Source organism: endosymbiont GvMRE of Glomus versiforme (assembly GCF_003546845.1).
Map to the genome: position 1 here is coordinate 40,067 of NZ_NWVA01000003.1, position 22,688 is coordinate 62,754.

Consider the following 22,688-nt stretch of genomic DNA (forward strand, 5'->3'; position numbering starts at 1 on the left):
AACTAATGCTTTGGGAGCAGGAACTTTCTTTTATGACGACTTAGAAGAAATATTTAAGCCATGAAGACCAAAATATAAAGGTTTACAATCTTTTACTCACGGAGATACTTTTAATTCAGGAACTGTCCCAGGTCAGGAAGATGTTGAGTATGTGCCAGGTGAAGAAAAGAAAGAAAAAGATAGAGAAATTCCTGCTAATTCGGCTACTTGAGTGTGTAGTATGATTGGAGCTCCTAATTGAGGTGCTACTAGAATAACCGAACACAGTAGCAGAGGATATAAGTGATATGGAAGTTCAGGACATATGGGAATTTTTCCTATGAATGACCCAAATAAAGATTACTTTTCTGAATTGTGTGCTGATGATATGAANCTGGAGGAAGCAGTGAAGCCACAGGAGCAGGAAAAGCTTTCACTGATGATAGTGGTGATAAGATACCTGAAGCCTTAGAAAAAATTGAGCAAGCTATAAAAGATATGGGAAAAGGTGAAGGAGGAGCTTCTATTGGAGGATTAATTACAGCCGACAAATATGCTGATGCTTTAAATATCAATCCTGAAGGAGGCAGGCAACAGAACGATGACAAACCAGAAAAAGAAGCTCAAACTGACCGAAAGAAAAAAAGCACGGGAAGAAAAGGACAAGATTTTGTTTTAGACCCTTCAATTTTCTATGCTAGCACTGTTGATTTTTCTTATGACTTTTGAGAGTTTGCTAATCGATGTGTAGCTAATCCGTTTATGATTAGGTTCGAACACTCCGAAGTGTTATATAATAATCTTGCCAATAACAATAACAAATCACCTATTCAAAACATTCAGTGTCGATTTAGTGCTTTTAAGCAATGTATAAAAGTAGGAAAATGGCAAGGTGATGTTGATTTAATGTATGATATCAATAATACTTTAACTAATGCTTTGGGAGCAGGAACTTTCTTTTATGACGACTTAGAAGAAATATTTAAGCCATGAAGACCAAAATATAAAGGTTTACAATCTTTTACTCACGGAGATACTTTTAATTCAGGAACTGTCCCAGGTCAGGAAGATGTTGAGTATGTGCCAGGTGAAGAAAAGAAAGAAAAAGATAGAGAAATTCCTGCTAATTCGGCTACTTGAGTGTGTAGTATGATTGGAGCTCCTAATTGAGGTGCTACTAGAATAACCGAACACAGTAGCAGAGGATATAAGTGATATGGAAGTTCAGGACATATGGGAATTTTTCCTATGAATGACCCAAATAAAGATTACTTTTCTGAATTGTGTGCTGATGATATGAATGCTAATTCTACTAATGGAGGAATGACTGCTTCTACTTCCACAGGTTGAGATTTAAAGTCGGGATTATCATTTGAAAAAGATTATGATATTCCCCGAGGAAAGTATAATATTTACTGACATTGTAAAGGACTACAAGCTTTCCCTGATGAGGGAAAAGAAATTAATGGCTTTACTTTAATTTTAGGAGATGCTACTACTAACCTTATTACTTGACTTAAAGAAAGCACTGACGGAACTTATAATCGACGATTTGTTATTGAAGGAATAGTTGCCGAAAGAGAAAAGGAATATAAGGAAAGAGAGTTTGAAGAACCCGAATGAACTGATGATAATACTCAATTTAACTCTAATATTGGTGAAACTGATCCTGAACAAGCTGAAAAATTAAAAGAATTTGACCAAGAACTTGAAGAAAAAGATTGAGAGGATAAAGAAACTGATATTAAAGAAAGCCAAGGTGAAGCCGAAAGAGAATTTGAAAAAGAAAAAGAACGTGAAGCAGAACGGGAAAAAGAGCAAGAAAAAGAAAGAGAACTTGAACGGGAACTTGAAAGAGAAAAAGAACGGGAACGAGAGCAAGAGAAAGAAACTGAAAAGGAAAAACAACGAGAACGAGAATTACAGGCTGAAAAAGAGAAAAAACAACGAGACCAGCAATGAGAAAAAGACAAAAAAGAACGAGATAGGAAAGAAAGAGAAGCCCGAGTTAGAGAAAAAGAAAAGGCAAGGAGAGAACAAAAAGAGAAACAAAAACAAAAAGATAAAGAAAGGAAAGAGAGGGAATAATTATGAATGACTGAAATGGAACTATTAAAAAAGAAATGTTTGATTTATCACAGGTGGAGAGTAATTACGAAACCTTTACTAATCTTACCAAAAAATACCTCCTAAATTGCTTAGTAGGTAATGCTCATTTGACTGGTGAGGGAACTTTATTGGAGTATTTTGATGAAATCATTGAAGAAGCCATTGAAAGAGGAAAAATTGCCATTATCGAAGTAGGCAAGCAAAAACTATTAGCCATTCCTAAGCTCATCCAACAAACTCTTTTAAAAGAAAAAGTAGAAGGGGAGAAAGGAAGTGAACCAATTGAACCTGTTATTTCTTATGAGTTTACTTTACTGGAAAACTCTAATCTAACCTACCAAAGCAAAGACCTAACTAAATGAGTAATCTTTAAGTTTAACAAAGAAGCCACACCCATCCTAAAAGGCTTGTCTTTCTGAACCAAAAGACTAGTAAATATCCTAACCCAAATGGAAAAAGAAATCTTTATGAATGAAAAAGGTATCATGGTCACTCTCCCTCAGTGACCCGATGATGCTGATGTTAGTCTTATTATGAAATCATTTAGCAAGAAACCATTCTTTTTTATGTGTTTACCTAAATCTCAAGAGGGAGATAAAGGAAAATTAGGAATAGCTCCTCACCAAATCAAAACTGAATTCTATGAACCTAAGGAGTTTCATGAAGAGAAATATCGAAGTCAGTTTGCTTTTGTGTGAACTAATATGGAGAGAGCTTATGGGATTAGGCATGATACTTTGGAGAATAAGGAAGAGAGGGCAAGTGTTAGTGAAGTGTTTAGTTCACAGGCTAATTTTGATGCCCAAGAAAAGAAAATCTATCGGTTGTTATGGAAGTCTATTAGAGAATACAACCGAATATTTGAAGAAGGCAAAGGCAACTATAACTTTAAATTTGGAAGGATAGGAGGTTAGTATGAATAACTGTCTACCTTTATTTTACCTTTGCTTAACTCTGTGTGGAGTTTTACTAGCCATGTTAGCCATGTTTTTCAACTATTCCCTAAAACTCAAAGAAAAAAGTGTTGAATTAAGCAAACGAACCGACATATTAGAGAAAAAGAACGGCAAAGAATTAGCTGAAATTGAAAGATTAAAAGAGGAAATTGGAAAGTTAGAAAAGAAGTTAGGAGGTAAATATGACTAAGCAACAATTAGCTGAGGAATTAAAAAGGAAGGTAAAGTTGGGAGTGAAGCCTAGTGACCTGAAAAAACAGAAAAAGAACAGCCAATTCAACCAACAATTAGCTACTCCCCCAGACAGTCCCGTATTGGGACCAGTCCAAACTAATCAATTACTAACTCCCCCACCAACACTACCTTTGAAACCAATAAAAACTAACAATTCACCCTCCCCTATTGTCCAATATCCTACTCCCCCAGACAGTCCTCTCTTAAAACCTACCAAGCCCAGCAAACCAGCCAACAATCTAAAAGACTTACAGCAACAAGTAAACTATTGGAGCAAAACAGCTCAATCTCACTTGTTAAATCTCTCTAAAACTTCTGCTGAGTTATTCAATGCTGAAGAAAGAATAAAAGAACTAGAAACAAAACCAAAGTCCCAAACCCTCAGCCAAGAAGCTGAAAAAGCCCTCATAGAAGCCAACCAAAGAATAAGAGAATTAGAAAAACAAAACCAACTCTTAAAAAAAGCCAAACCCCTAAACCAACCAGAAACAAAAACCTTCACTTGCTCTGATTGCCAACAAGAATGAAATCAAGAATTCATAAGACTAATTGACAAGCAAGGAAATAAATACTGTCCTGATTGTATGGAAGAAATGCTTAAAGAAACTATCCAAGCCACAGGTAAAGAATTAACTATCGAAACCCAAAAAGAAACCAAAACTGAACCAACTAAACCCTGTCAATTTTGCCACCAACTCAAACCTGAAACTTCTTTAAAACCTCGTCATATCAAAAACCTTCCTAATCATGACCCAAGAGAAATCTCCTTAATCTGCCAAGATTGCTTAACCTACCGAGCCATCAAAGCTGACTACTATTGCCCTCTTACCAGTGAAGGAAGAGACACTTATTAAGGCAATGAGTTTGATTGTTATTGTCCCACTAACCAAAGGAGGAAAATATGGTAAACCAAGAATTAGATATCCAACAAAAAACCATCTACCACCAATTCCCTACTTTCGAGGAATTCCACCAAGAAGCCTTAAATTGTGTGGAAAAAATACTTTCTAGCAGTGAAGATGACACTAACTTCTCCTTTTACTCCTACTGTGTTTATGATAGATGGAAATTAAACCCCCACTATAACCAACCTGAAGTATTTTTCAGTAAATTATGAAGTGGCATGGCTAGCAAATTCTTTACTTTTAAAAAAAGAGAAAGACTATGAAACAACATCTTTGAACACCTCAAATTAGAAATGAGCAAGTTAATTGACATTAAAACTACTGAATACACTCAAGACGATAGAACTAAGTGATATGATGCTAACCGAAGCTTAACAGGAGATTGAGACCGAACTACTACTCACAACACTTTCGATAGAGAAGACCGAAGAGATAGTCAAAGAATAACTAACAAAGAAAAGCCTTACAGCACAATTGACCTTATTCATGGAGATTACGGACATATCCAAGATAGAGCTGATTGACTAGGTGTAGAAGCTAATATTGATACAGGATACATCGGAATAGAGAAAGATAAAGAAGGCAACCCTGTTTTAGGTGAAGATGGCAAGCCCAATAAAATAATCAATCCCAACTGAACTAAAAGAACAGGTCGAGGAAGAAATAAAGATACTTCTCATAAAACCGACAAAACCAAAGAAGACAGCAAAAACACTGAATACGGCAAAATAGATAAAACTATCACTACTCAAGAACAACCTGTTTTTTATCAACAATTAGCAAGGATTATGCCTTCTTTCTCACTAGTAGAAACTAATATGGATGACCTTACTGATTTTTCTTATCTTTTCCACTCTTTCTATTTACCCCAAGGAGAGTTTAGGTTTAATTCTAACACCTTTCAATATGATTACATTACCCGACAGCAACTAATAGAGGAGCAAGAACCCAAGAAAAAGAAAGAAAAACCCCAAAAAGACCCAGACCAAGATATTTCCGAGGATGAATGAAATGAACTCTGAAGAGAAAAAGAAAAGCCTTGTATGCCTACTTGGTATTTAGAGCAAATCTACCGAAATAAGAAAAGAATTGAAAAAAAGCCCAATAAAGATGAGACTGACCAAGCCCGTTTAGAACTTTGTGAAACTCTTTTAGATGCTTTTTACCGAAGTCCTTATGTTCCTGCCGTGAGTGTCTTTGAAAGTATTATGGGAAGCCCTGATTATGACTGAAAAGAATATGTGGTAGATGCTGAAAATATCGAGATAGCCAAAGCCAACAAAAAAAGAATGGACATAAACATTGGAGATACCTTAGAAGCCGAAGTAATAGGCTTTAAGGAGTTTAAGTCTCAAATGTGAGAAAACTTAAAAGTCTTTCACCGAGAAAGAAGTTTAGGAATTACTCCTTTTCAAGTCTTTCCTTACTTGCTAGGACCACCTGGAACAGGTAAATCAGAAATAACTCGAAATCTAGCCAAAGCTTACAAAAGACCTATCCAAATGATAAATGTCGGAGGTATGGACGATGGAGGAGAATTAGAAGGCAAACGAGCTACTTTACAATCTGCCAACTACGGAAAAGTTATGGAAGCCTTTGTCGAGAGAAGCATTTTAGCAGAAATTACTATCCAAGACTTACAACTAGAAATCCAAGAAATAAAAACTTATGTAGATGAGAACGGCAACCGACAAGAACGACCCGAAGAAAACTTAACCGAATGAGAAGAAGAAAGGATAGAAAAATNAAGGCAACCCTGTTTTAGGTGAAGATGGCAAGCCCAATAAAATAATCAATCCCAACTGAACTAAAAGAACAGGTCGAGGAAGAAATAAAGATACTTCTCATAAAACCGACAAAACCAAAGAAGACAGCAAAAACACTGAATACGGCAAAATAGATAAAACTATCACTACTCAAGAACAACCTGTTTTTTATCAACAATTAGCAAGGATTATGCCTTCTTTCTCACTAGTAGAAACTAATATGGATGACCTTACTGATTTTTCTTATCTTTTCCACTCTTTCTATTTACCCCAAGGAGAGTTTAGGTTTAATTCTAACACCTTTCAATATGATTACATTACCCGACAGCAACTAATAGAGGAGCAAGAACCCAAGAAAAAGAAAGAAAAACCCCAAAAAGACCCAGACCAAGATATTTCCGAGGATGAATGAAATGAACTCTGAAGAGAAAAAGAAAAGCCTTGTATGCCTACTTGGTATTTAGAGCAAATCTACCGAAATAAGAAAAGAATTGAAAAAAAGCCCAATAAAGATGAGACTGACCAAGCCCGTTTAGAACTTTGTGAAACTCTTTTAGATGCTTTTTACCGAAGTCCTTATGTTCCTGCCGTGAGTGTCTTTGAAAGTATTATGGGAAGCCCTGATTATGACTGAAAAGAATATGTGGTAGATGCTGAAAATATCGAGATAGCCAAAGCCAACAAAAAAAGAATGGACATAAACATTGGAGATACCTTAGAAGCCGAAGTAATAGGCTTTAAGGAGTTTAAGTCTCAAATGTGAGAAAACTTAAAAGTCTTTCACCGAGAAAGAAGTTTAGGAATTACTCCTTTTCAAGTCTTTCCTTACTTGCTAGGACCACCTGGAACAGGTAAATCAGAAATAACTCGAAATCTAGCCAAAGCTTACAAAAGACCTATCCAAATGATAAATGTCGGAGGTATGGACGATGGAGGAGAATTAGAAGGCAAACGAGCTACTTTACAATCTGCCAACTACGGAAAAGTTATGGAAGCCTTTGTCGAGAGAAGCATTTTAGCAGAAATTACTATCCAAGACTTACAACTAGAAATCCAAGAAATAAAAACTTATGTAGATGAGAACGGCAACCGACAAGAACGACCCGAAGAAAACTTAACCGAATGAGAAGAAGAAAGGATAGAAAAATTGGAAGAAGATATTAAAGATTGAGAAGAAGAAAACCAAGAAAGACAAAGGACAGGCAAAGACCCCAAATTAACCAAAAATAAACCTCAAAGAAGCCGAGCCCCTATTATCTTATTAGATGAGTTTGAAAAGTGTAGCCGAGATGATGTAATGAATGTGATTGGTAAAATGACCGATAGAGAAATGAACTTTTCTTTTATGGATAAATACTTTAATTTTAGGTTAGATTTAAGTCAGTGTCAGATGTTATTGACTGCTAACTATTTAGATAAAGTGCCTCAATTCGTTCGAGATAGAGGATTACCAATCAATATTGAACTTTTAACTTGGGAACAAAGAAAAGGCATTTTAAGAAGCAGATTTAAGAAAGAGTTGAGAAGGTTTAAGTTAGGACACTTGCTAAATAAAATCACTGATAGATTTATTGAAATGTGTATAACTGAAACCTGAGGAATTAGAGGAGGGATTAATAATGTAGCTGCTACTGTGAGATTTTTAGAGGTTTTGGAAGTAGATAAACAAACAGGTTATTTAGAGAAATTAGAAGAGTATGACGATTTATACGAAACTCCCGTAGAAAAATATTTGAAAGATGAAAATGGAGTTATCCGACTATCTTATAATCTAAATGGCAAAACAAGAACTTTAACCCTTACTAAAAGAATTGGGATTGAAGAAAGAACTGTTAAAGATGAATTTGGTCAAGAAAAGAAGGTTAAAGAAATTATCACAGGAACGAATGCTGACACAGGTGATTATTTTGTTAATGATTGACCTGATGAGTATTGATGGGGTAGTAAGCCTGTGAGAAATTTAGGAGGAAACTATGAGAATTTATAAAAAGTGTAATCATTGTGGTAAAATGATATTTTTAGTTTTAGAAATGGAAGTGGGGAGTGATTTTAGTGATTGAGAGAGTTTTAATGAATGATTACAGGCTTTGAAGTGAAAACATGACCAAGTATTTTTAGGAGTTAGTGAAAAGGAAGAGAGGAAGTTGCCTGAGGAAGTGAAAGAAATGATTATGAATTGAAAAGAAGGCTATAAAGGTAAAGATACTGAAGATTAGTCTTCATAGGGGTCAAATAATAAATCACTTTCTTCTAAACTATATTCAGGGTGTTTTTTATAATAATTTTTTAAGTATTTAACATTAGGATTTGGCTGGTTAATTCAAGAGCCAAACCTATTATTCAACTTGCCAACAAATTTTTCAGTCTGTTTTTCATGACGAGGACCATGAGCTATGTCTTCATCCCAAGTTAGAATGTGAGCCGATTCATGAGCCGTGGTATCAACAATTATTTTCCTTGACATATAAAGAGTATTTCGAGGAATAGAAATAGTATTAGTAGAAATCCCTCCGCTAATTATATTACAACTTCAACCTGCATTGCTTTCGTTAGTTATGGGATTTATACTGCTTTCGGGAAAGTCTACTAATGGTGTGCCAGTAGGTATTAAATATTTGACCATTTCTTTTACTTTGCTTTGAGTTTCTTGTTCTGTTTTGTTTTTATCAATATATTGAGTATGCCCACACTGATAACATTTAGGATAAGGAGTATATAAAGGATTGATTTCTTGACATTTGGGACACTTGATATAGCCTAACATTTTAATACTTCGTTTTTTTCTTCTCGTTTTAATATAGTTTGACAAGCTAACAGAGATAATTGTCGGTTATATTCTGCTTCTTCTTGGGGCATTCTATTTAAACCTTCTTTTAAATATTCTAATAGTTTTTTTTGTCGAATATCAAAGCATTTTAAAGTATAGAGTTCTTCATATTTTTTTAGACAATTTGTCCTTAAATGGCTGTAATATTGAATGTGAGAAGTAGCACAAAAAGGATATTTTTGAGAAATAGGGGCTTCTTTCTCTAATAACTCAATCATTTTTTTTAATGTTTTTCTAACCATTTCTTTTTTAGGTAGATTATGTTGTTCTTGTTTTTCTTCTCTTAAATTTTCACTAACTCTCATAATACTTAATTTTTAAAATCATTCTTCAAAAGATTTCTCTTTAATAATTCCTTCCTAGGCTATTCCTGCTCAATCACACTTATTACATTCTACTTTCATTTCTTTTAAAGTTTCTTTATTTTTACTAGAAAGAGGAGTTTCTGTTTCACACTTAGGGCAAGAAACAGCAAAGATTTTAGTCATGATTATTTTGTTCCAACTCTTTTAATCTTTTTTCTAAAATTATTTTGTTTGGTTTAGCTAAATTAGGATTATTTAATATTTCTTTAATTCGGTTTATTTCTTGATCATTACTATTCATAATTATTTATTTTTAAATAAAAAGAGGTAATGGAAACAAAAAAATAAATAGTTTAGAGAGTGTATACTAAAATTATTATATAGGCTTGCTGATGCTGATTTAGGAAGTTGTGTTATTTAATGCAAACATAACTACCAGTTTGAATTTCCATGATCCAAAAATCCTCATGGACGCATTAACTAAAATAAAACAAGTAAAAAAAGAAAACTTACGCCAATTTCTAATCAGCGACCACCGAGATTTCAATGTCCTTACCCTCTCTTTTAAGCAAATCCCAAGCACCCAACGCACATATGTAAGTATATCTAAAAATAGTGCTAAAAGTTTCTATTTAAAAGATAAAAACAAGCCCACTAAACCAGCATCACTTAAACCCCAAGAAACTTTGCCTTCTGATTGCCGAAAAGATGCTCAAAACTGCCACTACTTTGCTCTCTTTTCCAGCAAAGAAAAACGCTTACACACCATTTTTAAAGACAAAATTGAAGCTAATTTTGAAGGCACAGCGGAAACCCGTCCACTTCTTTTCCTCACTTTAACTTTCAATACCACCCAGGATAACCTGTATTCTTTCACTACCAATTGGTCGCAAAAAGATAGCTGTTGAGCACCACTCAAAAGTAAATTGCCTTGATTAACTAAATGAGTTAAAACTGTTGACCCTGCTGCCGAGCCTTTAAAGATTAAAATCCTGAAAACCTCCTCAGAAACTGCCAGTAATTGACCCCTTGCTTCCAAAGTTTTAAGCCAGTTTTTAAGAAAAGTACGCCGCGTATTCAAACCAAGCCACTGAAAATGAGCAGTAATTGCTGAACTCCAAAAGAATGGTCATTGACACTTTCATTTCCTCTCCACGCCCATCGTTCCTTATGCTCATAACTGCACTCTCACCAAAAACTTTAAATCTTGCTGGAACTGTCGGGCTTATATCAGCAAGTTATGACCCTGAGGCCGAGTAGAAAGTCGCAGCACAGGAAGGAGAACAATTAGCCAATATTTAGCCAAATATCTCTCTAAAAGTTTCCATCTCCGTAACCTCTACCAGCAACACGGATTAACAGCCAAACATAAAACTTATCGTTTCTTCAAAAACCTCTACGAGTATGAAACCCGAGAAGCCATTCTAATCAACGGCTCAAAACGCGACCAACTAACCGGACAATTCTTGGCTCATAATCAGCATATCTTTCGCAGAAAAGATAACACCTATTATTATCGCACTAATGAAACCCTAATCGGACACTGCGCCAAGCCCTTAATCATTAAGAAAAGTTATCGTTTAGGCTATCATGCTTTAAATACTCAACCACTAATAAAACTAGTCCAGGAAACCAAACTCAAAGAAAACTTAGCCTTTCGTCGCAAACCAGCAATCAAAATAGCCCCGATTGATTTCCAAGAATACCTAATTTCCAGCCTTTTGCTCCTCTGTAAAAAAACCACTTTTGCTAATCTCCCTCTCGAACAAACCCAAGTGCCAAAAACAAGCACTAAATGCGACCAATTAGGTTACAACCATTTCCAAAAAAAGCCGGTTCTCCACTTCCAATTCAGCAAAGAAACTGCCCCTCTAATCAAAGAATTCGTCCTCAACCTTGATAACCAAGCCCAAGAGTTTCTTGACATTGAAGAAAAACAAAATTTCCAAGATAACCGCTTCTCTAATCCTATCCAAAGCCGTAATGCTTACCTAAATCACTGAAACCTAAATTATCACATTCCCTGAAAAAATGAACAAGGAGGAGCTATGCTATAAAGCACATTTTATCCCAGGTGAGTTTAAGGATGAAGCTACTGGTTAGGCGTTTCTGACTATCCAGAGTAATCTGCTGAGGAACCTTTTGCTAAAACAAAAGAATCCTCCACAAACTACAATTTGTGCCCTCCTGGTTGCCTGCTTGCCTGGAATACTGCTTAATAGCTATGAAGGCAACCAACAGTTTCGGCATAAACTGACCAAAATTATGCCAAGCAAATAATTATGAAAGAAACAGAACAAGAAATAAACCAAAACGGGGTGTTGGCCGACCACGACCCTCAACGGCTAAATGAAAAATGCTTAATTTGTCCCAACCAAATAATAGCAACAGGATTTTATTGTTTAACTCACAGCCAACAAATCCAAGAAGATTATAGGCATTGAAAACAACAGCAGGATTGAGACATCATATTCAAAATCAAAGGAATCATCAATAAGCACTTACTACATTATTCAAATTAAGCGTCGTTTTTATTCTGAAATTGTTCCAGTATATACATAGGTTCTCATTCTTTGTTTTTTCTTTGGATCTTTAATAGTTTCTCAAAATAATTCTTTATTGTAATAAAGGGCTAAAAGACAGGCATCGCATACTTGATTGTCTTTCTTCCTAGCTTCTTTATCTTTTCAAAACTCAAGATTATCAGCTTCAGGATTAGTTCAGTATTCTCAATTGTTTTTTTTGCTATATCCTTTGCTAACTACCACATATTTAATAAAAAAAGTTTTTTTACACTGAAAGCACTTAACTTTTAAAGGTTTAGGAAGTCCTCTTTTACTTACTAATTTAGACAACTCAGAAGGTTCTTTGTTTTTAGAAAACTTCTTATATCATTTTCGTTCCATATAGTTTTTTTATACTATTATTTATGTTTTTATAACTTGGAAATTACATTATTCATAGACAATTCTAGGGATGATTCCTAAGACAAAAGATAAGACAATTCCTAAGAACAATACTAAAATTTTATATATGGAAAAAATATGAGTATGATTAGCACAGCAAGAGAGAGAGAGAGAGAGTAGTTTGGTTTGAAGACCGCAACAATTCTCGCAATAACAACAATTCTAATAGGAATAATCAAAATTCCAGTGATGGAAATAATGACAATCCTAAATGTAGTAGATGCCAGATAAATGAAGCCCAACATGCTGGTTTAAGTATAGAAGGAGAAAAAATTTGAGATGGTAATCTCTGTGACCCATGTCTTCAAGAATTATTAAAATGCCAAGAGTGTAAAACTAAATCTTGTGTAGGAACAGATGGTAAAATTAAACAAGTAATTAAGGATAAAAAAAAACTTTATGTCTGTGAAGATTGTTATAAGAAACTAAAAGTTGATGAAAATAAGGTTGCTGAATTAGAAAGGAAACTAGATAAATATCTTGATACACAAAATAGACAAAATATCAAGCAAGGTTTAAGTAAAGAAGAACTAATAGCATTTAAAGAACTTTTAGAAAGTAATTTAGATGAATATCAAAAAGCAACTCCTGAATTAGAAAAGGCATTAAGAGGAAAGCAACAACATGGTCGCCAAGCAGGCTGTTTTTTGTCTGAAATTGAACATAAAATTAAAGCATTAGAAAAAGAACAAAAACCTGAAAACACTATTGATGAAAAACCCAAAGAACAACCAAAGCCCACAAATCCCAAATGTGATATGTGTAAAAAAGAAACTAACAAGTTAAATAAACTATCAGACCTTGTTGGTCCTGGACCTCAAGAAAAACTTTGTGATGATTGCTTTGAGAAGTTTAGAAAAAACATGAATAAGCCAAACCCAAACAGAAATAACCCTAACTTAAACAGACGCAAACATATTTGTGAAAAATGTGATATATCCTGCTGAGTTGAAAGTGAAAATGCTTATCTTTACAGAACAATAAGGTATGAGTATTATGACCCTTATGGTAATTTCAAGAAAGAGGTTCATATTTTCAGTGATAAAAATTGTTCTTGTGCTGAGGAATTTAAAAGAAATCACCAACAAGATTGTGGTTACTGTGGCAAAAGAGAATGACCTGAGATGAAAAAAGGTTGAGCTATAGATTTTGAACTAAGAATAACATTTTGTTCACCAAGTTGTAATTATAAATATCATAAAGAACTAGCAGATAAAAGCATATGAAAGTTATCTGAAAGAAACCAAACTAAACAAAATAATTCTGCCACTTTTGAGGATGAAGATACAAACAAAGATGCTATTTGTAGTAAATGTGGTGAAACAAACTTAGGTGGTTATTGAACTGGTAGCAAAAAATATGATAAACTTTGTAATGATTGTAAAAAAGAAATTCATTTTAAATGAGAAGGCTTAAAAGGTTCAGAATTATANTTTGGTGAATGTAAGCATCCTAATACAACAAAGACAAAATCTAGTTCACCAAAACCTAAACTTACAATTGCTAAATTTTTAGCTAAGAAAACTAAGTTATTCCCTGTATCGTTGACTTTATCTGTTGATGATAAATCTAGTGTAAGCAAAGCAGAAATAGAAAAAAAATATTCTGAAAAAGAAATCTTAATTCTAATAGCACTTAGCAAAAAATTAGAGAAAAAGACTACTGTGCTAGTCACTGATAAAGAACTATATGAGGAAGAAAAGGAAACGGCTAACTTATTTTATGAATTAGCTAAAAGTAGTGAAGAAAAAGCAATGAAAACTTTTGAGGATAAATACGGCAAAGGTGAACTAGATGCTTTATTGAGTGGTAGTCAAGAACAACAAACAAAGAAGAACTATTTGCCTTGAATAATTGGTGGTGGATTAATAGCAAGTGCTATTGTTGGCAGCTTAGTGTTTTATTTTGTAAGCAAAAAGAAAAAAAGTTAGTAATAAATTACTAACTTACATGAGGAATATTGTTATCAATTTTTCATAAGGAACTTTATGAAACGTTAAAAATAATATATACCGACCACTCTTGGGCGTGTAGTTCTTTGATTGGTTCTATCTACCCCATTTGCTTGGTCGGTATACATGACTAACTAGGTTTAGATGTATGGTCACTTTTGCTTCCAACCATATATTCTAGTTTCTTAGTTAGTCCTAAAAATGAGGATAATGAACCTTGGTAGCATTCTTTTATTTTAAATTAGGTTATTATCCTCGCTTAATATAAGACAAAAATAGATTTTCAATAATTATCTTATATTCTTATTTTATAAGCAGAAAGAGAAAATTTGATTAAATTGACTTGTTTTTTTTATCGTTAAAACTAAATAGAGCGTAAAATATAATTATATGAGTAAAGAAAAGTTTTATATAGTAAGGTGTAAATCATCACCACAAAAGGGTTTGTCAACCCAACAAGAAGTTGTTAACTTTTGCCAAGTTAGCGAAAGAACTCTTCAAAGGTGAAGAAAGAATAATGGTTTAAAGAAAAAATCAGGACGAAAGTCTAAGATTGATAAGGAAATAAAGAAACTACTACTTGATTTTATTAAAGAAAACAATACTAAAAACCAGCAGGCAATGGCTAACTATATTTGTCAGCAATTAGGATTGAAGATAAGCCAACCTACTATTTCTCGATTTTTGAAAAGGGAAGAAGTTACTTATAAGAAAGTTGCTTATCAATACTCAGAACAAAAGCCAAAAATAGAAGAAATCGAATTATTTAAAAAGAAAGTCAAGTCTCTGCCTTCAAATTCTTTTATTTTTGCTTTAGATGAGATGTCTTTCCATCTGAATGAGGCTCCTAGAAGAGGCTATTCTTACAAAGGCTCACGAGCTATTTCTCATCGACCTGGCAATAAAGGCTCTAACATAACATTTGTCCTTTGTATTCAGATTGTAAAAGAACAAGGAATAATTAGCTATGAACTATTTGAAGGTGGATTGGAAACCCAAAGATTTCACGACTTTATTGTTAACCTCAGGCTTCCACCAGATAGAGAACATTATCTGATAATGGATAATGTGCCAGTTCATCGGGCTAGACAATCCTGCTTAGATTTAGGTCTAGTCACGATTAAAGAACTGTTGAGAAGTAAAGCGATTATACCACTTTATCTTCCACCGTATACTCCTCAATTGAACCCAGTTGAGTTGTGTTTCAATTTCCTTCGACAGCACATTGAAAAGTATCAACCACGAACTTTTGAAGAGTTAGATATATTTTTAAAGCAAGGAATAGAAATTTTAAACCAAAAAGACTTGACTAAGTATTTAGAACATTGCTTAAAATACTATTCAAAAGATGGATAAAAGTAATGAATAGAGTAATAAACTCCCACTCTGCTTGTGAACCCACTCGTTGTGAAGGATTAAAAAACATGCTTAACCAAGCAATAAATAAGGAGGCAAAAAATGCCTAAAAGAATAAAAAAAATATGCACTGCTTGTGACGATAGTTTCACCTGCTACCAAAAGGATAATTATGATTATTGCCGTAATTGTGCTATAAATGGCAGCAGATACGCACAAAATCAGTGTCCAGAGTGCGGAGATGGCTCCGGGTGAATTAAATTCAAAAACCAACCCCCAAGAAAATGTAAAATCTGTGTTCTAATTAAACCACAAATCCCTTGTTTTTATGGCTGTTCTTTTGCAACCAAAAATAATCAAACTATAGAAAAACACTATCAGAGAAAACACTCTCTAAAACCTAAGGAAGTTCACCATGAATAAAAAACTCCAAAGACAAATTGAAAAAAAGCTTGATAAATTAAGCAAACTATTAGACAGCATAATTGAAGCCCAAGTCATAGACTCCAATGACTCTGATACCTGAGATAGTGATACCCTTTACAATCTCACCGAAAACCTTAAAGAAGCCCTAAAGCTCCTCCAAGACCAAGAAATCAAGGGCAAGAGCGATGAATTTGGTCAACCTTTACATGAAGAAGGATTGTGTTCTCTAATGGATGACTGAGAAAGCCAAGAAGAGGAGGATTATGATTAACTTTTTAACCTTAATTAAAGGCTTATTTAAACCCAAATCAGTTAAAAAGCCTCTTCAATCAGCACCATTTAACCTAGAAAGAAAACACCAAAACCAACTAAAAGCTCTAGAAGCACAGCTTGATAATATTCCCGTTAAACAGCAAAATTCTCGTAATTTAGTTCTTAACCAAAAACACTATAAAAAACTTATCAAAAAGTTCACTAAGCAAGCCTTAATTATCCAGAGAAATAGAACCATTGAAAGGAAACAACTATAATGGAAACTAACCAAAGCCCTCTTAGTTTTCTAGCCATCAGACCAAAGCAAATCCAACCACCCCTCTCTAATGGCTGTGGTCGAGCATGAATAGATGACCGGTTTCACCTAAATGGCAATAACTATTTCATTTATACTTGCCATTCTTGCCAAACTAAACAAATCAAGAAAGGCAAATCACCTTTAAACTGAGGAGGGCAAGATGTTTAAATACAACCATTGCCCCAAATGCCACCAATGATTAGGCTGAAAGGACTTCTTTCAACCCTGAAAAAAAGCCAAATCTTGCCCTAATTGTGAGGAGAAACAGCTCTAATGACTAAAAAACGCACGCAATATCTCTACAAATTCACGGGAACTATTCAAAAGAAAAACCAACGTAAAAATCCCGAATATGCTCAGCACTATTACCAGTTAAAAGTAAAGTTAGAAGGCTATATTCATCCCCAAAAAATCTTTGCTTTTAAAAACAAAATCAAAATAACCGTTTGAAAAGCCTTAGAATCAGACAGTTATATAGGCAAAAAATATCTTTTCTCTTGCCGCAATTACCAAGGGAGTTATTATTTAGTGGATTGGAAGGAAACAGGAGAAAATGAGTAAATATCAAAAGTCTACTGCCCCTTGTCAGCCCAAGTATCCTCATTTTAAATATCACTACTTAAATAATACCCTAGCATACCAACAGGGAGAGTACTGACACGAAATCACCGAAGACCGACAATTCCAAGGCAGCTTTGGCAGCCAAGGATTTAAGTTAGAAAATGGTTGAATATCTTTCACTACCCATAAGAAAAAAATCAGAGTATTTGCTAAACTAGACCAAAGTTCAGATGCTTTAACTCCGGATTTAAGTTGAAAAGATTTAACTTTGCCGCAAATCACTTACTACCGGAAAGACCTCTCAAAAGAATGCCCCACAACCTTCACCTTCACAACCCAAGATGAAGTAGAGAAAATTAATGGAAAGTGGAGGAATAAACATGAATAAAAAACAATGCTTAGTCTGTCAAAGCCTAAAAGTCAAGCCTCCAGTAAATGAATGAATTAAAGAAAATCAGTTTCAAGGTAAACACGGACAAATCCTGAAAGAAGTCTATATCGGAAATGTTAAAGAAAACCCCAAGGGCAGGAAAGTTATCAATACTGTTTACTATTGCTCTTGAGCCTGTTTTAACCAACAATTAGAGCAAGAAGAGAAAAAAGATTTTGCTAAAGGTTTCTGTTCAACTTGTGGGGAATATTTAGTAGTGCTTAATGAACAGTGTAAAGATGAAAAGCACAAACAAGAAGCTCATTATTACCGCTTGAAAGGAGGTCAAGGATAATGCTTAACCTTAGAATTGAATGCCAAATTTGTCGTGATTTTTGGCAAATAATTGGCCCCAAAGACCACTTAAAAGGACTCTTATTAATCAATCCTCTAGGAGCTATCTGTTATCTTTGTGCGGGCAAAAAAACTCCTCCTTTAATAACTAATCTCTGAGAGTGAAACAAGCAAACACAGAAATGAGAACAAGTGAAAGGAGAAGGTAAATAATGCCTTTCGAGGAAATATGTAAACTCTCCTTTTAATTACTCCCTGATTGGAGCCAGCAAAACAAAAAAACATGAGTAGAAGTTTTTATTGTCTATTAATCCATTGCTGGTTCCTTTGAGGGAATAATTACCCTCAGAACAGTTATTCTCAGAATAGCAAAGTCTTTGAAACTACTTAATCTGCCAATAATCTAGTTTAAGTAGACCGAGAACTCCCGGAACTGAAAACAACTTGGTTCAGCCATAGTTCTGTGATTAGGTGATAGTATGAATAAGTTGAGAACGGAAGACCCATCAAAGTCCTTACTTTTTTATTTTAGTGATNCAACAATTAGAGCAAGAAGAGAAAAAAGATTTTGCTAAAGGTTTCTGTTCAACTTGTGGGGAATATTTAGTAGTGCTTAATGAACAGTGTAAAGATGAAAAGCACAAACAAGAAGCTCATTATTACCGCTTGAAAGGAGGTCAAGGATAATGCTTAACCTTAGAATTGAATGCCAAATTTGTCGTGATTTTTGGCAAATAATTGGCCCCAAAGACCACTTAAAAGGACTCTTATTAATCAATCCTCTAGGAGCTATCTGTTATCTTTGTGCGGGCAAAAAAACTCCTCCTTTAATAACTAATCTCTGAGAGTGAAACAAGCAAACACAGAAATGAGAACAAGTGAAAGGAGAAGGTAAATAATGCCTTTCGAGGAAATATGTAAACTCTCCTTTTAATTACTCCCTGATTGGAGCCAGCAAAACAAAAAAACATGAGTAGAAGTTTTTATTGTCTATTAATCCATTGCTGGTTCCTTTGAGGGAATAATTACCCTCAGAACAGTTATTCTCAGAATAGCAAAGTCTTTGAAACTACTTAATCTGCCAATAATCTAGTTTAAGTAGACCGAGAACTCCCGGAACTGAAAACAACTTGGTTCAGCCATAGTTCTGTGATTAGGTGATAGTATGAATAAGTTGAGAACGGAAGACCCATCAAAGTCCTTACTTTTTTATTTTAGTGATTAGGTTTACCTAGAGAAAGAACAGTCTTTTTCTTTTAATGCAATTTTTAAAAACACAGGGAAAGAACAGCCTCCAAATTCGCCCTATTTTAGCCTAGTTCCAGCCTTTTTTACCTTTTAAATATACGCTAGTATATTATTTTGGCAAGAGTATAATAGCGTAGTAAGTTTACTTACGAAGCGTTTAAGAGTTGGAGTTAACGTCTGAAAGAAACAGAAAAGAATTCTCTAATATGTGGAGAATAACCAAACTAGTTTCTATAAGTTAAAGAGTATCAGAGAATAGTCTCTCTTTATAAAAAGAAAAGCCTATAAGTCAAACACTCTTTAACAAAAACCCACAAGTTGCTTGTTTCTCAATCACAAGAAAAAAAATTGTCAAAAAACCCTCCAAGTCTCTAAAAAATTTGTCATAATTTACCGTTGGTATACCAGCTGATATATCAACTAATATACCAACGATTTTTTTAATCAGCAAAATCACCCAATCTCTAAAAAGAAAACTATAGAAATTGATTGGTCGACAAATTAATTGCTATATTTACCCATATGCCAACAAAAACGAATTACACTCAATCTGAAATAAAAGAAGCCTATTCCCTTGTCACCCAAGATTTATTTACCCGCCTAGTAAAAGCCAAAACTAATGAAACTGTCCAAATCGGAACACTAGGTTCCTTTGGTTCTCTAAAAAAGACTGAAGGTCAAATGACTAGTTATTTAAAAAAGCCTCGTGGTGAAGCTTATGTCTTTTATCGCTTTAAATTCACTCCTAGTAGCAAGTTAAAATCAGCCCTCAATCAAGCCTTAGAAAAAAAGTATAATCGCTAAATATGTTAAACCAACAAGAAAAAGCAACTTCTTCTCAAACCAGCCCATACTCTGCTAAATGAAAATGAGAAAAAAGACATGTTTTATTGCTAATTGCTTTGGTTCTCCTAGCACTGTGATATTTTATCCCTAAAATTAAGACTTCTCCTTCGCTTCAAAAAGGTATTGCTCACTTATCCACCATTGGTGGCTTATTATTTGCGGCTGATTCAGTAATTAAACTAGCCCAATAATATGCCAAAACTTAATAATAACTTTGCTCAGCAACCGCAGCAAAATAGCTTTAACCAAAATAGTCAGTTTACTGATAATCAAGCTCAATTCCAAAGCACGCAAAGCCAAAGTCAGTTTAATGAACAAGCCCAGCCGCAACCCCAAAAAGGCTTATTCTCCTTGCCTCCTTCCTTAATGCAAATAGTTCCTTGAATCCCTTTTGCTTTAGAAGCCATGACCGGACAAAAAATCCCGCAAATGACTGGCACTATTGGTGAAATCCAGAGTTCTTTACAGCAAATTCAATTCAGTCTCACCCAAGTCCTAAATCATCAGCAACAACTCTGAACTAAATTAGAAGGCTTAGAAAACAATGCTTCCCAGCAATTCACTAACCTTATTTCCCAAGTCCAAAATATTCAGTCTTTACGTTTAACTCATTCCAAAGAACACAAAGCCATTGAATACAATAACCCTAGCCCTCGCTTACCTACTGAAGAAGAAACCTACTAATATGTTCAACCTTAACACCCAACCTTTAATCACTAAAATTGATGAGTTCACTCAAACTCAACAACAAACTTTAGCCTGTTTACAAGCTATCCAAGCCACCCTGAACCAAATTGAAAAACACTTAAAAGAAAAATAAAATATGCCAAATATTGAAAACCAAACCAACTTAAAAAGTAAATACATTGACCGCGAATCCTATGAATGAACCCGAGAGCAAGGAAGCAAAAGAAATAAAGAAGCTTTTGTTAATGCTACCGTTGTCATTGCCGCAGTTGCCATCTATGCTACCTGAGCTTGAATGATTATCCAAAAAATTAAAGCTTAACCTACCCTTTATTGACCTCAAAACTAAAAAACCATGAATAACGAAGAATCAACTCTAAAATCTTGAGCCACTGGTAAACTAGCCATGTTTGCTCTGGGATTAGCCGTCGGATACTTTATCTATAACTCCGGCTTAATCCAAAAAGTAACTGGTAAACTTTTCCAAAAGAAAGAAGATTAGAAAACTTTAAAAACTTGCCACCTGTCCTTAAACTCCTCTAAACTACTATGAATAATCCTGAACTAATCCATCAAGCCAACGAAGAACTAATCACTAAAGCATTACAACAACTCCTCCAAGAAAAGCCTCAACTCCTCTCTAATGCTACCTGCCAATGTCACCATATTGACCCTAATAAAATGCGCATCCTGCTCTGAAAAGACATTAAAGATGGCAAAACCATTTACATTCTTAAAGTTGCTGAACAAAAATTTGTCGGCACTGAACGCTTAGATAAAAGAGGAACAGTTTACTGGAAATTTAGGGAGATGTATGAAAACGACAAAGAAGCCAAAGAAAAGCCTATTGAAAACAAGCCCATCCCTAAGCCTAACTATAAACCAGAACCTCATTGAACTCCTTATGCCCAAGAAAACAAGCCTTTAAATCCTAATTCTGCTAACGCAACTGATAAAGCTGCTAAGTTTCAAGAAAGACAAGCCAAAGCCCAACAATTGCAGAACCAGCAAGCAACTCCAGAACAGCCTCCAGAAATAAAAGAAAATTATGCCAATAATTCAGAACCAACCAACGCTAACAGTGCCTAGCAATCTTAATGAATTAGCCAGTAGTTTAAAATCCTTGGCTCCCCAGCATTCTGAAACTATCCAATTAATCACTTATGCTCTCATAGCCACTGCCCTAGTGGGAATATTTGTTTACCATTACATAAAAAGAGAGGAAACTAAATAATGCTCGCCTGAAATGATTGAATGCCTGATTTCAAAGGTGCTTTAAGCAACTTTTATGATGAAAAAATCAAACCCACCATAGAAACCAAAAGCACAGAATATAAAGAACTCTTAAAAGAAAACTTTGCCCGGGGAGCCAACACTCAGCAAGTTATTATTGCCATCCTTTTAGCAGTGTTTCTGCTTTTAGCCCTAGCCTACTTTTGGCAAGATAATCCCAAGGGTATTCAGTGAAAATACTTAGTACTAGGTAGTTTAGTGGGTTATTTAGTGCCTTATGTAGTGAGTTTAAGACCCCAAGAATTTAGTCAGAAACTTATGAATAATAAGTAAAATTATAGTATAGTTTACTATTATGCCAGCACGAATAACCAGCACTCAAAATCCCTTAGATAAAAAATGATGAAAAGACTTCACCGAAGACTTAAAAAAGGATATTAAAAAATCACCAAAAAAAAAGGCTCCTTCTCATCAGTGAATAAGTGAAATTAATTGTACTCAAGAAGATATCGGCGAACCACACTATTTACCAAAAAGAAAAAGTAAAAGAAACTAATGCTCCAAGATTTTTTTGAACATACCATCAATAAAGTTTATCAGAATTGTCGTGCTGTGGTCTTTTTCTTCCTTTCTCCTCTCCCTAATGCTTCTTCTTACATCAAGTTTGGTGGCTGAGAAATGAGTTATAATTGAAAAGGACGCACCAGGCCAACCCGAGAAAAGGTAGGAAATACTGAAATCATCACCAAAACTGTCCATTTTAATTACAAATATGCCTTACACTTAATGGATGTGGAAACAGTTGAAGAGTTCACTTTTCCTTATTTTGTTCGCACTATTGCTCACGAGATTGCCCATTGCCTTTTATTAGATTATGATCCAAAATATCCTTATCTCGAAGACCAACATAACGAACGCCACCAGATGCTCACTAAACAATTAGAGATTTACCTTTGAACTTTGCCAAAAATTAAAGAATTAACTAATTTACAGCCCATTCCAATTATTCACAAATAAAATCTTTTTTTCCCTATTGC

The 22,688-nt window shown here is 34.5% G+C and carries 34 protein-coding genes; 29 read left to right on the forward strand and 5 right to left on the reverse strand.

Annotation, left to right across the window (positions count from 1 at the left end; all coding sequences use genetic code 4):
* Positions 1-2,069 precede the first annotated feature (2,069 nt).
* From GvMRE_RS07045 to GvMRE_RS07070, 5 genes are all read left to right on the forward strand, one after another.
* On the forward strand, positions 2,070-3,002 hold the full coding sequence (locus GvMRE_RS07045; protein WP_147410516.1) for a hypothetical protein: 933 nt from the start codon (positions 2,070-2,072) through the stop codon (positions 3,000-3,002).
* A gap of 1 nt (position 3,003) precedes the next feature.
* The gene (locus GvMRE_RS07050; protein WP_147410517.1) at positions 3,004-3,234 is read left to right on the forward strand and encodes a hypothetical protein; all 231 of its coding nucleotides are present in this window, start codon (positions 3,004-3,006) and stop codon (positions 3,232-3,234) included.
* Positions 3,227-4,132 (forward strand): hypothetical protein, encoded by a 906-nt coding sequence (locus GvMRE_RS07055; RefSeq protein WP_147410518.1) that lies wholly within the window; start codon positions 3,227-3,229, stop codon positions 4,130-4,132. Before GvMRE_RS07050 ends, GvMRE_RS07055 begins: the two co-directional genes overlap by 8 nt.
* A gap of 2,007 nt (positions 4,133-6,139) precedes the next feature.
* Positions 6,140-7,936, forward strand: coding sequence for an AAA family ATPase (locus GvMRE_RS07065; RefSeq protein ID WP_147410520.1), 1,797 nt, complete (start codon positions 6,140-6,142; stop codon positions 7,934-7,936).
* Positions 7,923-8,165 (forward strand): hypothetical protein, encoded by a 243-nt coding sequence (locus GvMRE_RS07070; RefSeq protein WP_147409882.1) that lies wholly within the window; start codon positions 7,923-7,925, stop codon positions 8,163-8,165. Before GvMRE_RS07065 ends, GvMRE_RS07070 begins: the two co-directional genes overlap by 14 nt.
* Here the strand turns inward: GvMRE_RS07070 and GvMRE_RS07075 are convergent.
* Genes GvMRE_RS07075 through GvMRE_RS14365 form a run of 4 tightly spaced genes read right to left on the reverse strand, consistent with a single transcriptional unit; the run spans position 8,162 to position 9,382 of the window.
* Positions 8,162-8,713, reverse strand: a complete 552-nt coding sequence (locus tag GvMRE_RS07075; RefSeq protein ID WP_147409883.1) for a hypothetical protein — start codon at positions 8,711-8,713, stop codon at positions 8,162-8,164. The genes GvMRE_RS07070 and GvMRE_RS07075 overlap by 4 nt on opposite strands.
* Positions 8,707-9,081 (reverse strand): hypothetical protein, encoded by a 375-nt coding sequence (locus tag GvMRE_RS07080; protein ID WP_147409884.1) that lies wholly within the window; start codon positions 9,079-9,081, stop codon positions 8,707-8,709. Before GvMRE_RS07080 ends, GvMRE_RS07075 begins: the two co-directional genes overlap by 7 nt.
* Before the next feature lie 54 nt (positions 9,082-9,135).
* Entirely contained in the window at positions 9,136-9,264 is a 129-nt protein-coding gene (locus GvMRE_RS14360) for a hypothetical protein (protein WP_281267955.1), read from the reverse strand.
* Positions 9,257-9,382: a hypothetical protein gene (locus GvMRE_RS14365; protein WP_281267943.1), complete on the reverse strand. Its 126-nt coding sequence runs from the start codon at positions 9,380-9,382 to the stop codon at positions 9,257-9,259. Before GvMRE_RS14365 ends, GvMRE_RS14360 begins: the two co-directional genes overlap by 8 nt.
* Before the next feature lie 166 nt (positions 9,383-9,548).
* On the opposite strand from GvMRE_RS14365, the gene GvMRE_RS07085 reads away from it, so the two are divergent.
* Together GvMRE_RS07085 and GvMRE_RS07090 are read left to right on the forward strand one after the other, a co-directional pair.
* Positions 9,549-11,138, forward strand: coding sequence for a rolling circle replication-associated protein (locus GvMRE_RS07085; protein ID WP_147410521.1), 1,590 nt, complete (start codon positions 9,549-9,551; stop codon positions 11,136-11,138).
* A gap of 225 nt (positions 11,139-11,363) precedes the next feature.
* Positions 11,364-11,603, forward strand: coding sequence for a hypothetical protein (locus GvMRE_RS07090; RefSeq protein ID WP_147410522.1), 240 nt, complete (start codon positions 11,364-11,366; stop codon positions 11,601-11,603).
* A gap of 9 nt (positions 11,604-11,612) precedes the next feature.
* On the opposite strand, the gene GvMRE_RS07095 is transcribed toward GvMRE_RS07090, so the two are convergent.
* Positions 11,613-11,987, reverse strand: coding sequence for a hypothetical protein (locus tag GvMRE_RS07095; protein ID WP_147410523.1), 375 nt, complete (start codon positions 11,985-11,987; stop codon positions 11,613-11,615).
* 70 nt (positions 11,988-12,057) lie between these two features.
* Here GvMRE_RS07095 and GvMRE_RS13680 point away from each other — a divergent pair, with 70 nt between their 5' ends.
* The 22 genes from GvMRE_RS13680 to GvMRE_RS07195 all read left to right on the forward strand — a co-directional run bounded on the left by GvMRE_RS13680 (position 12,058) and on the right by GvMRE_RS07195 (position 22,668).
* The gene (locus GvMRE_RS13680) at positions 12,058-12,201 is read left to right on the forward strand and encodes a hypothetical protein (protein WP_172575304.1); all 144 of its coding nucleotides are present in this window, start codon (positions 12,058-12,060) and stop codon (positions 12,199-12,201) included.
* Positions 12,202-14,389: 2,188 nt separating this feature from the next.
* Positions 14,390-15,355 (forward strand): IS630 family transposase, encoded by a 966-nt coding sequence (locus tag GvMRE_RS07105; protein ID WP_147410525.1) that lies wholly within the window; start codon positions 14,390-14,392, stop codon positions 15,353-15,355.
* Positions 15,356-15,457: 102 nt separating this feature from the next.
* Entirely contained in the window at positions 15,458-15,778 is a 321-nt protein-coding gene (locus tag GvMRE_RS07110; RefSeq protein ID WP_147410526.1) for a hypothetical protein, read from the forward strand.
* Positions 15,771-16,052: a hypothetical protein gene (locus tag GvMRE_RS07115; protein WP_147410527.1), complete on the forward strand. Its 282-nt coding sequence runs from the start codon at positions 15,771-15,773 to the stop codon at positions 16,050-16,052. Before GvMRE_RS07110 ends, GvMRE_RS07115 begins: the two co-directional genes overlap by 8 nt.
* Positions 16,045-16,311, forward strand: a complete 267-nt coding sequence (locus GvMRE_RS07120) for a hypothetical protein (protein WP_147410528.1) — start codon at positions 16,045-16,047, stop codon at positions 16,309-16,311. Before GvMRE_RS07115 ends, GvMRE_RS07120 begins: the two co-directional genes overlap by 8 nt.
* The gene (locus GvMRE_RS07125; RefSeq protein ID WP_147410529.1) at positions 16,311-16,520 is read left to right on the forward strand and encodes a hypothetical protein; all 210 of its coding nucleotides are present in this window, start codon (positions 16,311-16,313) and stop codon (positions 16,518-16,520) included. Before GvMRE_RS07120 ends, GvMRE_RS07125 begins: the two co-directional genes overlap by 1 nt.
* Before the next feature lie 105 nt (positions 16,521-16,625).
* Complete coding sequence (locus GvMRE_RS07130) at positions 16,626-16,913, forward strand: hypothetical protein (RefSeq protein ID WP_147410530.1); 288 nt, start codon at positions 16,626-16,628, stop codon at positions 16,911-16,913.
* On the forward strand, positions 16,906-17,301 hold the full coding sequence (locus tag GvMRE_RS07135; RefSeq protein WP_147410531.1) for a hypothetical protein: 396 nt from the start codon (positions 16,906-16,908) through the stop codon (positions 17,299-17,301). The genes GvMRE_RS07130 and GvMRE_RS07135 overlap by 8 nt, the downstream gene beginning before the upstream one ends.
* On the forward strand, positions 17,294-17,638 hold the full coding sequence (locus GvMRE_RS07140; protein ID WP_147410532.1) for a hypothetical protein: 345 nt from the start codon (positions 17,294-17,296) through the stop codon (positions 17,636-17,638). Before GvMRE_RS07135 ends, GvMRE_RS07140 begins: the two co-directional genes overlap by 8 nt.
* The gene (locus GvMRE_RS07145) at positions 17,638-17,850 is read left to right on the forward strand and encodes a hypothetical protein (RefSeq protein WP_147410533.1); all 213 of its coding nucleotides are present in this window, start codon (positions 17,638-17,640) and stop codon (positions 17,848-17,850) included. Before GvMRE_RS07140 ends, GvMRE_RS07145 begins: the two co-directional genes overlap by 1 nt.
* A 473-nt stretch (positions 17,851-18,323) precedes the next feature.
* Entirely contained in the window at positions 18,324-18,536 is a 213-nt protein-coding gene (locus GvMRE_RS07150) for a hypothetical protein (protein WP_147410533.1), read from the forward strand.
* A gap of 871 nt (positions 18,537-19,407) precedes the next feature.
* Positions 19,408-19,689: a hypothetical protein gene (locus GvMRE_RS07155; protein WP_147410534.1), complete on the forward strand. Its 282-nt coding sequence runs from the start codon at positions 19,408-19,410 to the stop codon at positions 19,687-19,689.
* Between the two features lie 2 nt (positions 19,690-19,691).
* The gene (locus tag GvMRE_RS07160) at positions 19,692-19,922 is read left to right on the forward strand and encodes a hypothetical protein (RefSeq protein ID WP_147410535.1); all 231 of its coding nucleotides are present in this window, start codon (positions 19,692-19,694) and stop codon (positions 19,920-19,922) included.
* 1 nt (position 19,923) lies between these two features.
* Positions 19,924-20,415 carry a hypothetical protein gene (locus tag GvMRE_RS07165; protein WP_147410536.1) on the forward strand — a complete coding sequence of 164 codons (492 nt, stop codon included), beginning with the start codon at positions 19,924-19,926 and terminating at the stop codon, positions 20,413-20,415.
* A 1-nt stretch (position 20,416) separates the two neighbouring features.
* Entirely contained in the window at positions 20,417-20,551 is a 135-nt protein-coding gene (locus GvMRE_RS14370) for a hypothetical protein (protein WP_281267956.1), read from the forward strand.
* Between the two features lie 3 nt (positions 20,552-20,554).
* Positions 20,555-20,740, forward strand: coding sequence for a hypothetical protein (locus tag GvMRE_RS07170; RefSeq protein ID WP_147410537.1), 186 nt, complete (start codon positions 20,555-20,557; stop codon positions 20,738-20,740).
* Between the two features lie 33 nt (positions 20,741-20,773).
* Positions 20,774-20,920, forward strand: coding sequence for a hypothetical protein (locus GvMRE_RS13690; protein ID WP_172575306.1), 147 nt, complete (start codon positions 20,774-20,776; stop codon positions 20,918-20,920).
* A 47-nt stretch (positions 20,921-20,967) separates the two neighbouring features.
* The gene (locus GvMRE_RS07175; protein ID WP_147410538.1) at positions 20,968-21,507 is read left to right on the forward strand and encodes a hypothetical protein; all 540 of its coding nucleotides are present in this window, start codon (positions 20,968-20,970) and stop codon (positions 21,505-21,507) included.
* Positions 21,467-21,652 (forward strand): hypothetical protein, encoded by a 186-nt coding sequence (locus tag GvMRE_RS07180; RefSeq protein ID WP_147410539.1) that lies wholly within the window; start codon positions 21,467-21,469, stop codon positions 21,650-21,652. Before GvMRE_RS07175 ends, GvMRE_RS07180 begins: the two co-directional genes overlap by 41 nt.
* On the forward strand, positions 21,652-21,984 hold the full coding sequence (locus GvMRE_RS07185) for a hypothetical protein (protein ID WP_147410540.1): 333 nt from the start codon (positions 21,652-21,654) through the stop codon (positions 21,982-21,984). The genes GvMRE_RS07180 and GvMRE_RS07185 overlap by 1 nt, the downstream gene beginning before the upstream one ends.
* 22 nt (positions 21,985-22,006) lie before the next feature.
* Positions 22,007-22,207: a hypothetical protein gene (locus GvMRE_RS07190; RefSeq protein ID WP_147410541.1), complete on the forward strand. Its 201-nt coding sequence runs from the start codon at positions 22,007-22,009 to the stop codon at positions 22,205-22,207.
* Positions 22,207-22,668, forward strand: a complete 462-nt coding sequence (locus GvMRE_RS07195) for a hypothetical protein (RefSeq protein ID WP_147410542.1) — start codon at positions 22,207-22,209, stop codon at positions 22,666-22,668. The genes GvMRE_RS07190 and GvMRE_RS07195 overlap by 1 nt, the downstream gene beginning before the upstream one ends.
* Positions 22,669-22,688: the final 20 nt, after the last annotated feature.